Source organism: Phocaeicola sp. RTP21359st1_B8_RTP21360_211022, assembly GCF_040911965.1.
Lineage (GTDB): Bacteria > Bacteroidota > Bacteroidia > Bacteroidales > Bacteroidaceae > Phocaeicola > Phocaeicola vulgatus.
In genome coordinates this window covers 27,057-42,216 of record NZ_JBDFXP010000031.1, presented here as the reverse complement: position 1 = coordinate 42,216, position 15,160 = coordinate 27,057, and the positions used below count along the sequence as shown (strand labels likewise).

The following is a 15,160-nucleotide window of genomic DNA, read 5'->3' as shown; positions in this document are numbered from 1 at the left end:
TACATTTAGAAAAGATATATCATGTTCAACGCCACACGTGAAGGTATCAGATACCATCCGTGTTTTCTGCCCAGGAAGGCGCCGCATTCCCGGCAACGGTATTCGTTGTACCTCGCCCAGACCGCGGCGCCGCCGAGTTCCCATTCTATGTTCCATGTTTTTGACAGGGGGTAGGCCTTGCCGATGGAGAGGCCGATGCCGTAGCCTTCTCCCTCATAACGTTTCTTGTTCCATATCCTGCCGATCGAATAGCCGCTTGCCAGGGTGTTCATCCCGACAAAAAAATTGGAGTAGGACTCCACGAACCAGTAGCGCACGCCCGGCATGACAGTCAGGTTGCGGAACTGGCGGTTATCCTTAAAGACGAAGGGATTGTACTGGACCGGTAGATGAAGCGACCATCGGCGGTTCAGCGTCATGGACCCCTCCAGGTTGATGTTGCCCGTTGCCAGCCCTATCAGGTTGGTACGTGCGGAATAGAACTGGGCCGGGGATGCCAGGCAGACGCCCAACAATATCCCCAGGAAAAAGAATTTCTTTCTCATCTGTTTTCTCCTTCCTGATTGGACGGCCGGGAATTCAGCACGGTGATGTCCCATGCCGTCAGCGTGTTGAAGTAACGGCCGTCCCATTCACGGGCGGAAATGTCAAATTTGACACTGACCTCCATACCCTCCTCCATGGGAAAACGGTCCATGTTGTCATTCATCACTTGCAGGCAGATCCTCTTCGGATACTGGTCTTGCGTTTCTATCACAAACTCACGGGACTTCCACGGAGTGCCCGATGTCTTTCCGACTCCTTCCTTAACCGGAAAGAGGGTAAGTACTTTTCCTTTTATCTCCATATTTTTTTCGTTTATGTGTTTTTAATCAAGTGAACGGGGATGAACCGCAACCATCCTTTTCATGATCTGCTAAAACCATTCGGCATCCGGATCGACCTCCACGGAAAGCCGGTCCATGATCCATGTGATCAGTCTGTTGACAAAGCCCATGTTTTTATCCTTTTAAAAGTATTATCCTTCAATTGCCTGCTCAGACTTATATGGCGGCCGTCATCAACTCCGGTCATATAAGCCTTGTGGTTCGTCTTATGCCTGTTCGCCACAGGCTTTCTTCTGACAAGCCTGAACCTGCCCATATAGTCGTCTATCAGTTTTTGGTGACAGATCATGAGGCCGGTTTCCTGCGGCGTCTGCCCGGACTTCTCCAGCTGCATGCGTAAACCGGGTATGCAGCCTTCCAGATAAGACCGGATATAGTCCTTCTTACCTTTGGCGGTTCTCCAGTAACCGCGTCTGCCTTGCGCATACCCGGAATACTTCTCTTCGGACAGACGTCTGAAGGTTTTACGCAGGTAGTCAAAGAGCGCAATGACAGTTGCCGCATTTTCCTCTGTTCCGATTACCACCATATGGGTTGTGCCCGCGTAGAGCAGCATCTTGCAGTAATTGTATTCACATAAGACCCTCATCAGGTCCCGTTTCCAGATATTGCCGGCTGCATCCTTGTAGCTGATTCTGTCAGATTCGCAGGCTGTCAGCCGGTTTTGTGGATTCTCACCGGCAAGATCAAGCAGGGAGAGGTTGTATTCCATAAGCAGGCGGTGTACCGCCGCTGCCGCCGCATGAGCTTCACCTTCAGATCCGATCTGTGTGGCGGATTCTTTGAGCCGGATAAGCTTGCGGATTCTTTCCGTTATCTTTTCTGATACTTCTTTCATATTGTTTGCTGTATTACATCTCATTTCCTGCAGTCATTGCTTTTTTTTTACAGGCTTGCAGGAACTCGTTGAAATCGTTATGCCGGGGATACAGCCGGACGGACTCATTGACCAGTACCGTATCCTTCCCAAGATTCCCCTCCAGTTTCTCCAGGGCGTCCATGCCTGCCTTGTCGTTGTCCAGAAAGGCATGTACCAGCCGGTGCCGGGAAAGGAACTCTCCGGACCTGCCGGCCATGGCCGTGGAGTTCAGGATGCAGAAATTCATTGGCGGCAGTCCGGGATGTTCCCTGGCATACTGGAGATAGCTGAGAAAATCCATGAATCCCTCGAAAACGGCACAACGGTCGCTTCCATTGTCAAGACAGGTGACGGCTTTTATTCCGGCACATCCCTTGAATATCGGATTCCTGAGCTCCATGCCTCCCTTGTCATTGGGGAAAGCTACGGCGAAACAGCGTCTGTCCTTCCTTCCGCTGAAATGGTAGTATGCTTCCTTGCAATATGCCTTTGCAATGTCCGCATCAATTCCACGCCGGCCCATGTATTCCAGAAGCATCCTGTTGGTCAGGGGATTGATATTGTCAACAGTCAGTCTGGGGCTGGTGCCGGCATCCCCGGCGGAAGTCGGAACAAGGAGGGGGTCGGACGGGGCGGACAGGTCGCTTTTTTCAATCCGCCGCATGGCGGAGTGAAAATCGCACCGTTCCAGACGCATGACCAGGTCAGCCACACCTCCCGAGCTGTCCTCACCGAAATCCTTCCATTTGTTCGTGTGCAGGTTCACCATGAAGCTGGGGGTCTCCTCATTTCTGAAAGGGGAGCTGTACATGAGATAGCCGTGGTAGGACCTGACCGGTTCATGACCGTATTTTTCCAGTATCTCCCGCAAGGGGATCGCATTGGCTTCCTGTGATTTCATAATCTTTCGTTTTTTTTAAGTTCCTGCCGCACCGGCTTCACAGCGGGACGGCAGGATGGAATGTTCTTTCACATACTAACTAATGTCAAAATATTATGCGGTCCGGACGGACATCAGCCTGCTCCTGAGAAAACATAGCGGGCTCCTGATGCGCCCGTTGCTGCGCTCGATTTCCTTCAGGGCGGCTTCCAGCACACGGGGGGAGTCTGCGGACAGATGCAGAATCTCATGTTGCTGTGCCGGAGAAATGCCTAGACGCTCAAGGGCGGCACGGAAACCGTCCTGCTTCTTTTCTCCTGAACATTCAGCATTGTACTTGCGGATATAGTTCTCTATCAGCGGAGTGAGGCAGCCGCCCACACTGTAACGGTAGTCACCGTTACGGATGCTGTCCTTGACGGCGGCTATGGCGTACTCCAAAGGCATGGCCGGATAACGGGCTTTCAGAATGCACGCCCAGCGGATCTGGTCATCCTTCAGGTTCAGGTATTCCAGATCGGATTTTAAAGTCCGGATGGAATTGTCCTCCTCATCCGTCTTTTCCTGAACGGATGTAAAGGAGCTTGAGGATGATATGTTTTCTTTTCTTTCCTTTATATTGTAAGCTTCCGGAATATTCACGGATTCTTCCGGAATAAATCCGGTTTTTTCCGGAAGAATTCCCTCTTTCAAAGGAACGGGCGCTTCTGAAGGTTCCGTGAAGGGAACAGAGGTGACTGCCACAGATCCACAGATCGGAACGGACGCCGCTTCCACAGGGAGCTGTGCCCGGGAAACCGGGAAGGAGGATTTTTCTTCGGAAAGAAGATTTATTTCTTCCGGAATGACTGTCTTGCGCTTGGCCGCGTGACACATGGACACATATCGGATCTGGATGGAGTGCCCTGTCAGAATGCCGTACTGTTTCCAGATTCCGGCATTGAACAGCCCCGTTTCCGTACAATAGTTGATGATCCGGAGAACCTCCTCTTCCCTCATGTTCCAGTATTCCGCACAATCGAACAGCTCGTCCTGTGTGAAACGGATATAACAGCCTTCCACACGGTAGATCTCATTCAGGACATACTGGTATATCGCATAACCGGCACAGCTGTGTTCCTTTCTCAGCTTGCGGATCTTGATGTCACGGAACCGGTCCGTTTCGGCCCTGTAGTACTCAAAGCCTTTTCTGGCAATTCTTCCCATAATTATACGTTTTAAGAATTTTTTTTCAGTGTGAAACAAACAGGATTCGAACCTGTATCACCAGCCTGCATACAATGCGGTGACTTGCCTGTTAGTCTATTGTTCCGTTACGATTCTGATAAATATCTCATTAAACTATCCTTATCTCTAAAAAGTCTTTTTCCCCATTGTGGATAATTGTTTCTGGGCACACTTACACCGTCAGATAGTTTGTAAACCATCAAAAAGCTATCATCCTCATAGGATATTTCAATAGTTATTTTGCTTATACTTGTATGGATAATGTTATCCCCGCTCAGATAGCATACGCTATCTCCTACGTTAAATTCAGTATCTATATTCATACCTGTTCCTTTTAAATTAAATGCAACTGATTCGATATGTGTATTCATCAATCATATCATTACCGATAATCTCAGGTAGCTCAAAAAATCTTGTAGCTGGGCAAACATAGGCTTCAATCTCTATGCAAAGACCGTCACCCGGCATATAGGCACAACCTACGCTATCGTTCCAATTTATATGCTTTTGGGCTGCTTTAGCTACTTTATCGCAAGCCAATAAGTATTCAGCATATTTACTGTTTGCTCTTTTTATTTTTTTGAATAGTATATCGTTCATTTCTTTCTTGTTTTAAAATTTCATCAATAGATGATAAAACACTCTCCAGTCTTTCCAACTGCTCAGAGTATTTCATAAGAAGATTTTCTTCTCTTTCCGTAGCCTCCCCTCCATTGTGAATATCATTATACTTTTCGTATTTTGATTTTACACTCTTATATGCTTTCTGAAAGAACGGAAGCAATATCTTACATTCCTCTTTGGTCATACAGACCGTTATCTCGTATGGAAATGAATACGATTTTCTTGTGCTATCTATGTGACTCATTTCTTATTTGTTATTAGTTATTGAGCAAAACTTCTTTTTTACTCTGTTTATAGTCATACCCAGTTATTTCTGTTAAAAATCAAAAATGGCTTTTTGCATCTCTTCACTATCTTTGGGTATATGTGTTTCATCAATATGGCAATAACAGTAGTTGCTTCCGTAAGCACATGTACAAAACATCTTATTCAGCTCCTCTCCAACTTCCCATCTGGCATTATCGTTAGGTATTCTTCCCTCCTGTAACCATTGCCACTGGGTTTTCATTTTCTCTCGGTATGCAGCATTTTTTATTCTTTTCTCTTTCCGTTTCTTGGCTACATCCCGGTACTCCTTCCTTTTGGCAAAAAGGATGGCTTTGGCAGTGTCCTTATCTTCATGGACCTCACTGTCTTTGAAATAGACAGCTTTGGCAGAGTAAAAGCTGTTAGTCCATTGTTTTGTACCTTTGGTCCCCTCATTGGGAATAAAACCCTTTTTAGCCCATTGCAGGGCCGTTAATATTTCCATATTGCTCCCTTTCTATTATATATTATTTAAGTTCGAAGATTCTGTTGATGGTGTCAGCTAATTTATCATTGATGATTTTCGAGTTCCAACTGTCAAATTCAAGAATAATACCAACTTGTCTGGAACCGCCGGAGTCTGTATAAGACCTGCCCATTGTGATATTTACAGGCAGGTTCTCCTCTTTGGCTACCTCTATAAAAGCGTTTGCCAGTTTTTTTAACATTTCACATCTTATCAACATAGTATTTTCGGATTAGTGATTATGAATTGACAGCCATGAAGAAACCGGCATTATTATACTGTTGCCTGATTTCTGCGGATGTAAGAATATGATACTTGGTATACAACTCAGCATTGAACAAGTCAACCTGAATACAATACTCCACGATTTTCTCCACTTCTTCCGGAGAGAGTGCCCAATAGTCCGCTACTCTGCAAAGCATATTCTTACACCAATACAATGAATGGTTTCCTGTACGGAATATCTCATTTTCTATATAATCATAAACCGCATATCCATTACATCCATATACAGTTTTCAGATCACTAACTTTGGTTTCATGCAACTGTGATGTCCTTTTATAACAAGGCAGGAATGGAATAATCTTATTGTCTGAAATAACGGATTTCATAATGTCTTTTATTTAAATTTCGGTAATAAGGATGCAGTTCAGATTCTTATTGAATTCTGAACAAAAGATTGTTGCTGCAAAAAATTATACTCTTGCAGGTATATCGTATCTTTTACGTATTTTTTTTACGTAATTGAAAACAGTCTTTTCACAGACTTTTGGAAAAGAGGGATTATTCTCCTTTAGATATTCATGAATTTGGGTGGAAGAATAATAAGGACAGGTTATCAGCAAATGCTTAACTGACTCCTCATAAGGATCGAGACGGCAGGAATAAGAAGGGCGCGGACGATTGCCATGTTGAAGAAGCTCATCAACATTTAATCGGGAAAGCCGCATGACTCTGCCGGGAGGAAGTTGCAGCTTCTTTGCTATTTGAGAACGGCTCAAGCCAAGAAGTCGAAGTTCGGCAATGTTATGCCAGTCGTGGTAGTCTTCTGTAATCTTTTTTGCATCCATTTTCTACATAAATATAGTTTTCGTAAAGTGAAATATTTAATGTTACGAAAAAGTGATGCGGCAAAGTTACGAGTTACACCTCTACGCTGTACTGGTTGTCCGCATCGTTCACGGCATACAGGGTATCTCCGTACACATATACATCCTTGGGGCGGAAGGTGGTTCCCGTAGCGCCGGGCAAGTCGGTATAATCCAGCTTGAACGCCACCGGCTCCCCGTCGTTTCCTCCCCGGTCGGTCTCTCCGCGCAGGGGAGACAGGCCGCCGTCCAGCGCATCGAGTTCCGGGTCTTCGATAATGTGTTTCGAAGCCACGTATATATCATCAAAATAACGGTTCCTGCTCCAGCGGGTGTGCAGGAAGCGGCGGGAATAGACGGGCAGCTCCTTGTCCAGCGACAGCGCCACATATACGTTGTTGCACAGGGTGATCCACCCCGGTCCCGTCTGTTCGTAAGTCATGTTTCCCGCATGGCCGTAGCCCACACAGTGGGCAAACTCGTGGAATATGGTTTCGGTGATGCTTTTGTCATCGGCATAGTGTTCCAGATAACACACTTCATGCATGCCGAAGGTGGTTCCTCCGCCCAGTCCCATCACGCCGGTGGTATAGCCGAAGGTCAGTCCGCGGTGGTTGAGCACGTTGGCCAGCAGGGCGGTCTTGTCTATTTCCGTCTTGTCATTGTTGCTGTGCAGCGGGCCGAACTCGTACAGGGCAGTCTTGAACCGTTCCGACGAGAACATATACGCCATGTTCAGCGCGATGGCCACCGCCTCACGCGTGTGCGAAGCCTTCATCTTGTACTTCCAGCTGTCTTGGGTGTCACTGTATCTGCCGAAGGCGATGTACCATTTGCACCGGATGGATTGTAGCCTTGCCCAGTACGGGTCGTCACACTCTACGGTGAAGGTCAGGTTTTCTTCCGTGAGGTAGGGGTTTGCCATGATCCGTATTTTCTTTCCGCTGCGGGTATAGGCGGTCAGGTCCTTGGTGGCGAACGGTATGTGTACCCGGAGTTGCTGGAAAGGCATGATCTTTTCCAGCGACATGAACTTGAATTCTTCCTCGTAACCGTCTATCCTGGCCCAGAAAGTCACGTTTTTCAAGGCTCTGGGACTATAGAAACGGAGTTGGAAACAGTGCTCGTCGTCCATTCCGAACTGAAGAGGCCGGCTGACGTAGAAGCTGCGCTGGCCGGAGTCGAAATAAACATCCTGGGATTCATTGTCATTCAGCAGGTAATACGTGTTGTTCGGGTTATAATCCGTTTCGGCCAGCCGGACGGGCAATTCGTTGTTTGCCACGTTTCCTTCTCCGGAAACCGGAAGTTCGTCCTCTTTGCAGCTGCCCAGCAGTAAAAGCATACCTGCTAAAATCAACAGGCTGGTGGAAAAAAGTTTTTTCATCGTCTGTCTTTATTAGAATTACATTTAAATTTGAAATAATCACTCTTTTGGAAAAGGGTTGCAAAAATAATTGTTTTGGATCAGACGGACAAAGAACCTGTATTTCATTTTGTATGAGTCCCTGTTTTTTATGTTCTTTTATTTTTTTGCCTCAAAAAAAATAAATCCTATATTGTTGCCCTGGGCTTTGTTCATAGGAAAATATGCTGTATTTTTGTTATCCGAAATAAAGATGAAGATATGGCACAACCTTTAGCAGAACGTTTGCGTCCGAAGACATTGGACGATTATATAGGTCAGAAACACCTGGTGGGGCCGGGGGCTGTCTTGCGCAAGATGATCGACGCGGGACGCATCTCCTCCTTTATCCTCTGGGGGCCTCCGGGGGTGGGGAAGACCACGCTGGCGCAGATCATAGCCAACAAGCTGGAAACTCCTTTTTATACACTGAGTGCGGTCACCTCCGGTGTGAAGGATGTGCGCGATGTGATAGAGAAGGCGAGAAGCAACCGTTTTTTCTCTCAGGCCAGCCCCATCCTGTTCATTGATGAAATCCACCGGTTCAGCAAGTCCCAGCAGGATTCCCTGTTGGGGGCGGTGGAGACGGGAGTGGTGACCCTGATAGGCGCCACCACCGAGAATCCCTCGTTCGAGGTGATCCGGCCCTTGCTCTCCCGCTGCCAGCTGTATGTGCTGAAATCATTGGAGAAGGAGGATTTGCTGGAACTGCTGCATAATGCCATCGCAAAGGACGTGATACTGAAAGAAAAGAAGATAGAGCTGAAGGAGACGGATGCCATGCTCCGCTTTTCGGGAGGCGATGCCCGCAAGCTGCTGAACATACTGGAGCTGGTGGTGGAGGCGGATGCGGATGCCGGACCCGTGGTGATTACGGATGAGAAGGTGACCGAGCGTTTGCAGCAGAATCCGTTGGCGTATGACAAGGACGGGGAGATGCATTATGATATCATTTCCGCCTTTATCAAGTCCATCCGCGGAAGTGATCCGGACGGGGCGCTCTACTGGCTGGCGCGTATGGTGGAGGCCGGAGAGGACCCGGCTTTCATAGCCCGCAGACTGGTCATTTCGGCAGCCGAGGATATCGGTCTGGCCAATCCCAACGCATTGCTCCTGGCGAACGCTGCTTTTGATGCCGTGATGAAGATAGGATGGCCTGAGGGGCGTATCCCGCTGGCGGAAGCTACGGTGTATCTGGCCACCAGCCCCAAGAGCAACTCGGCATACGAGGGGATCAACAGTGCCCTGGAACTGGTGCGGCAGACGGGCAACCTGCCTGTTCCCTTGCATCTGCGCAACGCACCCACCAAGTTGATGAAACAGTTGGGCTATGGCAAGGATTATAAGTATGCACATGCCTATCAGGGCAATTTCGTGCAGCAGCAGTTCCTGCCGGACGAGGTGAAGGGAAGCCGCATCTGGCATCCGCAGAACAATGCGCAGGAAGCGAAGATAAAGGAACGGATGCAGAGCCTCTGGGGGGAACGGTTCAAGGAATGAAAATGAATTGCATTGATCCTGTGCTATAAAATTAAAAATTGGAACGCAAATGACATAAATCCAACCTTCCGGCCGGTTTATATCCATGCTGTGCAGCTGTTAATTTGCGTCATTCGCGTTCCAATCTAACCGAATAAATGAACAAAATATGAAATTTAACTTTTGAGCATATGAAAATAGTAGTTTTAGACGGTTACGGATTGAATCCCGGTGATTTGTCATGGGAGGAGATGCGGGCGTTGGGCGAGCTGACGGTGTACGACCGCACGGCCCCTGCCGAGTTATTGGAGCGTTCTGCCGGAGCGGAAGTGCTGATTACAAATAAAACGGTGATTACGGCGGAGGATATGGCCGCTCTGCCTGCCTTGAAATACATCGGCGTGCTGGCTACGGGATATAATATTGTGGACATCCAGGCTGCGAAAGCGCGGGGCATCATTGTCACCAACATACCTGCCTACAGCACCGCTTCCGTTGCCCAGATGGTCTTTGCGCATATACTGAACATCACCCAGCGTGTAGGCCATTATGCCTATGCCAACCGTCACGGGCGTTGGGCGAACAACCCCGACTTCTGCTACTGGGATACCGACCTGGTGGAACTGGACGGGAAGAAACTGGGAATCATCGGCTTGGGAAACACCGGACAGGCGACGGCGCGCATCGCTGCCGCTTTCGGAATGCAGGTATGCGCCTATACTTCCAAGCCGCAGTCACAACTTCCCGGAGGAATCCGGAAAATGGAGCTGGATGAGCTGTTCCGCGAATGTGACGTGGTGAGCCTGCACTGCCCCCTTACACCCGATACCAAAGAGCTGGTCAATGCCGCCCGCCTGGCCCTTATGAAACCGACAGCCATTCTGATAAATACCGGCCGCGGTCCCTTGGTGAACGAGAAAGACCTGGCCGACGCACTGAACAAGGGTGTGATAGCGGCTGCCGGACTGGACGTGCTTTCTTCCGAGCCTCCCCAATATACCAACCCCCTGCTGACGGCGAAGAACTGCTTCATTACGCCGCATATCGCCTGGGCCACGAAAGAAGCCCGTGTCCGGCTGATGCGGATTGCGGTGGGGAACTTGAAAGGATTCATCAAGGGTGAGATTGTAAACAATGTGGCGGAATGAGAACAAAGGAAAAGACGGAAAGAAAAGAAGGAGGTAAGAAAAATGGAAGAAGACAAGAATACGTTGGATTTGCATACGGAAGTTAGGGAAGAGGACAGGGTGGCAAAGGCCGTTGCCTTGTTCAAGGAAGGATATAACTGCTCCCAGTCCGTAGTGACGGCTTTTGCCGATCTGTATGGTTTCACCCGTGAACAGGCCCTGCACATGTCCGCCTCTTTCGGCGGCGGCATAGGGCGGATGCGTGAAACCTGCGGTGCTGCTTGCGGCATGTTCCTGCTGGCCGGGCTGGAGAAGTGCGCCATCGAGGGGAAAGACCGTGAGAGCAAGGCGGCGAATTACGCTCTGGTGCAGGAACTGGCCGAAGAATTCAAGAAGCGGAACGGCGCCCTGCGGTGTGCCGATTTGTTGGGATTGTCCGGAAAAGAGCCGGTAGTATCCACACCGGAAGCAAGGACGGAACGGTATTACGCCAAGCGTCCTTGTGCAAGAATGGTAGAGGAAGCGGCCCGGATTTGGAGCGAACACCTCGAAAAACAAAAAAAATAGGTTGAAAAATCGCTTTTTCTTATAGAAATACAAACTTTTTCGATGCAAAAGTGTTGAATAACATAATTTTGTGTATCTTTGCAAGCGATAAGAAACACAAACATTCACATCGGAATGTGTGGGTGCGGTTAACGTTTAACTAAAAGCAAATTGAAAATGTTGAAAGAAAAAGCAGGTGCTTTGGCCGGACAGATCTGGGAAGCACTGAATGGAACTGAAGGTTTGACACAAAAACAAATCAAGAAAGCAACCAAACTGAAAGCTGACAAGGATTTCTTCCTGGGGCTGGGCTGGCTGCTGAGAGAAGATAAGGTCGTTACTTCTGAAGTGGAAGGCGAGATCTTTGTAAAATTGGTGTAAGAAGAAGATTTTAAACTCATAAAAAAATGCGTTGGCACATCGTTTGGTATGTTGTCAACGCATTTTTTTTGTATATTTGTTGAAGTCTGAGATATCTATAAAAGAAATGAAAAATAAGAGATTTGCAACCGGCAAAATTGTAGTATTCAGGCAAAAAAGCTACTTTTGTATTGTTGTTTGAGAATGTAAACAAAATTTTGATGATACAGAAAATAACGATTGAAGGATACAAATCAATAAAGGAACAAACTGTAGAGCTGTTTCCCATAAATATATTGATAGGTGGGAATGGAATAGGAAAGAGCAATTTCATTTCTGCCTTTACTCTTATACATAACCTGTACGAGCGGAATCTTCAGAATTATGTTCTCACCAAAGGCGGCTCCGACAGTTTGTTGTATATGGGAAAAAAAGAAACTGATCATTTGTCCTTTGACTTGTTTTTTGCGGAACGCGGTAAGGATGCTCATAATCGTTTTATTGTAAATATGAAAGAGGCTCAGGATTCTTTATTTATTGAGCGTATTGATACGGCTTATCACAATGGGGTATCCTGGCACAAACAACTGCACGAGGTCAACAAGCAGGAATCTTCATTTAAGAACGACCATACCGGACAGGCATTTTATGTAAACAGCTTCTTACGCGAATTTGAGGTGTATCATTTCCATGATACGGGAGACCGTTCCCCCATGAAAGGAAAATGTAATATGGATGATAATGTCAGCTTGAAGAACAATGGGGCTAACATTGCCGCATTCTTATATTATCTGAAAGAAAAGCATCCAAAACATTTCACACGTATAGAAAAGGCGGTAGCTTCGGTTTCTCCTTTTTTTGAGGGATTCTGTTTAATGCCCAACCGCTTGAACGAACAGCTGATCCAGCTGGAGTGGAAGCAGAAGGGAGCTGTTGATACGTATTTTAATGCGTACCAGTTATCAGACGGAACGCTGCGTTTTATCTGTCTGGCAACCTTGTTGCTTCAGCCGGATCTGCCAAAGACGGTCATCATTGACGAGCCGGAACTCGGACTACATCCGGTAGCGGTCAACAAACTGGCTGCTTTGATCAAAAAAGCTTCCAGAGAAGCTCAGATAATTATCTCCACTCAATCTGTCAATTTGGTGGATAACTTTGAACCGGAAGATATCATTGTTGTGGATCGTAAAGACAACGCGACTGTTTTCAACCGGCTTGATTCTGAGAATTTAGCGCATTGGCTGGAAGATTACAGCTTGGGAGAAATATGGGAGAAGAATGTCATTGGCGGGCAGCCTTTAAATTGAGTGGGAATGAAAAGAGTAGTGTTTATAGTTGAAGGCGATACGGAAGTGAGTTTTATTCAGAAGCGTGTAATTCCCTATTTGTATTCGAAAGGATTTACTAATCCTATGAATGCCCAGAAAATCTTAACGAACAGAAAATTGAATAAAAAAGGTGGGAATGTGGGTTTTGAATATCTGAAGAATGACGTTTCACGGGTGGCTGCGACAAAAAACGTGTTAATCACAACCTTGCTTGACTTTTTCAGACTTCCTACAGATTTTCCCGGCTATACCACAGACAGTTTGAGACTGCCGGATATGGAACAGGGGATAAAAGAAAAGGTAACGGAATTTATGGATGCTTCCTGTTTTCTGCCTTATATCCAACGGCATGAGATTGAATCCCTGATGTATACCAGTATGGACGGTTTCAATGTTGTGGTGGATGATCAGGAAAGCTTGGATGAATTGCAGCGGATAATAGATTCATATCCTACCCCCGAAGATATAAACGGAGGGGCGGATACCGCTCCTTCCAAACGATTGATGAGGATATTCCCGTATGAGAAGACTGCTGACGGGGAGATGATTCTTGAGGCGCTGGATATAGATGATATTCGAGGCAAATGTCCTCGTTTTAATAAATGGATGGAAAAATTGGAGGAAGGACTTAAGAACGGCCACTTTTAAGAATGAATATTGTTGGCAAATCTTCTGGTTTTGATTTCAGATGGTTTGTATTATTCCTGCAAAATTCATCCGTATATGAGCGAGTTTTTGTATATTTGCGCGAAATTTAAGTGACGAAGATGAAGAATATCCGTAATTTTTGCATTATAGCACATATAGACCACGGGAAATCGACCTTGGCCGACCGTTTGTTGGAGTTTACAAAAACCATCCAGGTAACCGAAGGGCAGATGCTTGACGATATGGACCTGGAAAAGGAGAGAGGTATTACAATCAAGAGCCATGCCATCCAGATGGAGTACGAGTATGGGGGAGAGAAGTATGTACTGAATCTGATTGACACTCCGGGACACGTGGACTTTTCATACGAGGTATCCCGTTCCATAGCCGCCTGTGAAGGGGCGCTGCTCATTGTGGACGCTTCGCAGGGAGTGCAGGCGCAGACTATCTCGAATCTGTACATGGCGTTGGAGCATGACCTGGAAATCATTCCCGTGCTGAACAAATGTGATATGGCGAGTGCCATGCCCGATGAGGTGGAAGATGAAATCATCGACCTGCTGGGCTGCAAACATGAGGATATTATCCGTGCCTCCGGCAAGACCGGAATGGGGGTGGAGGAGATATTGAAGGCGGTGGTGGAACGTATCCCGCACCCGACGGGGGACGAGGAGGCGCCGCTACAGGCTTTGATTTTCGACTCGGTATTCAATTCTTTCCGTGGGATCATCGCGTATTTTAAAATAGAGAACGGGGTGATCCGCAAAGGGGACAAGGTGAAATTCTTCAATACCGGCAAGGAGTATGATGCAGATGAGATCGGTGTGCTGAAAATGGATATGATTCCCCGTGCGGAACTGCGCACAGGAGATGTGGGGTATATCATTTCGGGCATCAAGACCTCGCGCGAGGTGAAGGTGGGGGATACCATCACTCACATCGCCCGTCCGTGTGAAAAGGCGATTGCCGGATTCGAGGAAGTGAAGCCGATGGTGTTTGCCGGGGTTTATCCTATCGAGGCGGAAGATTACGAGAACCTCCGCGCTTCGCTGGAGAAACTTCAGCTGAATGATGCCTCGCTGACTTTCCAGCCGGAGTCTTCACTGGCTCTGGGCTTCGGATTCCGTTGCGGTTTTCTGGGATTGCTTCACATGGAGATTGTTCAGGAACGTCTGGACCGCGAGTTTGATATGAATGTGATTACGACCGTGCCCAACGTGTCGTACATGGTGTATGACAAGCAGGGACATGCCAACGAGGTGCATAATCCCGGCGGTATGCCCGATCCGACGCTGATTGACCACATCGAGGAACCTTTCATTGATGCCACGATCATTACCGCCACCGATTACATCGGCCCTATCATGACACTGTGTCTGGGCAAGCGCGGCGAACTGGTGCGGCAGAATTATGTGTCGGGCAACCGGGTGGAGATTCACTACAAGATGCCGCTGGGTGAAATCGTGATTGACTTTTATGACAAGCTGAAGAGTATCTCGAAAGGATATGCTTCCTTTGACTACCATCAGTCGGGTTTCCGCCCTTCCAAACTGGTGAAGCTGGATATCTTGTTGAACGGTGAGCCGGTGGATGCGCTTTCTACCCTGACACATGTGGACAATGCCTATAACCTGGGCAAGCGTATGTGTGAGAAACTGAAAGAGCTGATTCCGCGCCAGCAGTTTGATATTGCCATTCAGGCAGCTATCGGGGCGAAGATTATCTCAAGGGAAACCATCAAGGCGGTGCGCAAGGATGTGACCGCGAAGTGTTATGGCGGTGACGTGAGCCGTAAGCGTAAATTGTTGGAAAAACAAAAAAGAGGTAAGAAACGAATGAAACAGATCGGTAATGTGGAAGTACCGCAAAAGGCGTTCCTGGCCGTTCTGAAGCTGGATTAATTCAAGAATAAACAAGCTCTGGGGAG

The 15,160-nt window shown here is 47.5% G+C and carries 19 protein-coding genes, 1 tRNA gene and 1 pseudogene; 7 read left to right on the top strand and 14 right to left on the bottom strand.

Going from position 1 to position 15,160, the window contains the following annotated elements; translation table 11 throughout:
- Window positions 1-5: 5 nt before the first annotated feature.
- From AB5062_RS15440 to AB5062_RS15375, 14 genes and pseudogenes are all read right to left on the bottom strand, one after another.
- Window positions 6-545 carry a DUF3575 domain-containing protein gene (locus tag AB5062_RS15440; protein WP_007835993.1) on the bottom strand — a complete coding sequence of 180 codons (540 nt, stop codon included), beginning with the start codon at window positions 543-545 and terminating at the stop codon, window positions 6-8.
- Window positions 542-847: a DUF3127 domain-containing protein gene (locus AB5062_RS15435; protein WP_007839659.1), complete on the bottom strand. Its 306-nt coding sequence runs from the start codon at window positions 845-847 to the stop codon at window positions 542-544. Before AB5062_RS15435 ends, AB5062_RS15440 begins: the two co-directional genes overlap by 4 nt.
- Window positions 848-975: 128 nt before the next feature.
- Window positions 976-1,725 carry a DUF2786 domain-containing protein gene (locus AB5062_RS15430; protein ID WP_008669875.1) on the bottom strand — a complete coding sequence of 250 codons (750 nt, stop codon included), beginning with the start codon at window positions 1,723-1,725 and terminating at the stop codon, window positions 976-978.
- A 13-nt stretch (window positions 1,726-1,738) separates the two neighbouring features.
- Window positions 1,739-2,647 (bottom strand): toprim domain-containing protein, encoded by a 909-nt coding sequence (locus tag AB5062_RS15425; RefSeq protein WP_368326913.1) that lies wholly within the window; start codon window positions 2,645-2,647, stop codon window positions 1,739-1,741.
- A gap of 93 nt (window positions 2,648-2,740) precedes the next feature.
- Window positions 2,741-3,832, bottom strand: coding sequence for a DUF4373 domain-containing protein (locus AB5062_RS15420; protein ID WP_100262940.1), 1,092 nt, complete (start codon window positions 3,830-3,832; stop codon window positions 2,741-2,743).
- Window positions 3,833-3,863: 31 nt separating this feature from the next.
- Window positions 3,864-3,938, bottom strand: a tRNA-Thr gene (locus tag AB5062_RS15415).
- A gap of 1 nt (window position 3,939) precedes the next feature.
- Window positions 3,940-4,176, bottom strand: a complete 237-nt coding sequence (locus tag AB5062_RS15410; RefSeq protein WP_032952876.1) for a hypothetical protein — start codon at window positions 4,174-4,176, stop codon at window positions 3,940-3,942.
- A gap of 16 nt (window positions 4,177-4,192) precedes the next feature.
- Complete coding sequence (locus tag AB5062_RS15405) at window positions 4,193-4,453, bottom strand: hypothetical protein (RefSeq protein WP_032952875.1); 261 nt, start codon at window positions 4,451-4,453, stop codon at window positions 4,193-4,195.
- Entirely contained in the window at window positions 4,410-4,661 is a 252-nt protein-coding gene (locus tag AB5062_RS15400) for a hypothetical protein (RefSeq protein WP_229097101.1), read from the bottom strand. The genes AB5062_RS15405 and AB5062_RS15400 overlap by 44 nt, the downstream gene beginning before the upstream one ends.
- A 132-nt stretch (window positions 4,662-4,793) precedes the next feature.
- Window positions 4,794-5,228 (bottom strand): hypothetical protein, encoded by a 435-nt coding sequence (locus AB5062_RS15395; protein ID WP_032952874.1) that lies wholly within the window; start codon window positions 5,226-5,228, stop codon window positions 4,794-4,796.
- Window positions 5,229-5,250: 22 nt separating this feature from the next.
- Entirely contained in the window at window positions 5,251-5,469 is a 219-nt protein-coding gene (locus tag AB5062_RS15390; protein ID WP_005811483.1) for a hypothetical protein, read from the bottom strand.
- 19 nt (window positions 5,470-5,488) lie between these two features.
- Window positions 5,489-5,860: a DUF4373 domain-containing protein gene (locus tag AB5062_RS15385; protein ID WP_007839240.1), complete on the bottom strand. Its 372-nt coding sequence runs from the start codon at window positions 5,858-5,860 to the stop codon at window positions 5,489-5,491.
- An 84-nt stretch (window positions 5,861-5,944) separates the two neighbouring features.
- Window positions 5,945-6,319, bottom strand: coding sequence for a hypothetical protein (locus tag AB5062_RS15380; RefSeq protein ID WP_007839242.1), 375 nt, complete (start codon window positions 6,317-6,319; stop codon window positions 5,945-5,947).
- A 76-nt stretch (window positions 6,320-6,395) separates the two neighbouring features.
- A pseudogene (locus AB5062_RS15375) lies at window positions 6,396-7,724 on the bottom strand (hypothetical protein); the annotation flags it as partial.
- Window positions 7,725-7,964: 240 nt separating this feature from the next.
- Between AB5062_RS15375 and AB5062_RS15370 the strand changes: the two are divergent.
- The 7 genes from AB5062_RS15370 (at window position 7,965) to lepA (ending at window position 15,134) form a co-directional block, all read left to right on the top strand.
- The gene (locus AB5062_RS15370; RefSeq protein ID WP_032945741.1) at window positions 7,965-9,242 is read left to right on the top strand and encodes a replication-associated recombination protein A; all 1,278 of its coding nucleotides are present in this window, start codon (window positions 7,965-7,967) and stop codon (window positions 9,240-9,242) included.
- Window positions 9,243-9,412: 170 nt separating this feature from the next.
- Entirely contained in the window at window positions 9,413-10,369 is a 957-nt protein-coding gene (locus AB5062_RS15365) for a D-2-hydroxyacid dehydrogenase (RefSeq protein ID WP_007846502.1), read from the top strand.
- A gap of 42 nt (window positions 10,370-10,411) precedes the next feature.
- A complete protein-coding gene (locus AB5062_RS15360; RefSeq protein WP_005851583.1) occupies window positions 10,412-10,915 on the top strand; it encodes a C-GCAxxG-C-C family protein in 504 nt (167 codons plus the stop codon).
- Between the two features lie 156 nt (window positions 10,916-11,071).
- Window positions 11,072-11,275 (top strand): winged helix-turn-helix domain-containing protein, encoded by a 204-nt coding sequence (locus tag AB5062_RS15355; protein WP_005841464.1) that lies wholly within the window; start codon window positions 11,072-11,074, stop codon window positions 11,273-11,275.
- Window positions 11,276-11,475: 200 nt separating this feature from the next.
- On the top strand, window positions 11,476-12,564 hold the full coding sequence (locus tag AB5062_RS15350; protein ID WP_012055936.1) for an AAA family ATPase: 1,089 nt from the start codon (window positions 11,476-11,478) through the stop codon (window positions 12,562-12,564).
- A 6-nt stretch (window positions 12,565-12,570) separates the two neighbouring features.
- Window positions 12,571-13,233 carry a DUF4276 family protein gene (locus AB5062_RS15345; protein WP_012055935.1) on the top strand — a complete coding sequence of 221 codons (663 nt, stop codon included), beginning with the start codon at window positions 12,571-12,573 and terminating at the stop codon, window positions 13,231-13,233.
- A gap of 119 nt (window positions 13,234-13,352) precedes the next feature.
- Complete coding sequence (lepA, locus tag AB5062_RS15340; RefSeq protein WP_005841470.1) at window positions 13,353-15,134, top strand: translation elongation factor 4; 1,782 nt, start codon at window positions 13,353-13,355, stop codon at window positions 15,132-15,134.
- Window positions 15,135-15,160: the final 26 nt, after the last annotated feature.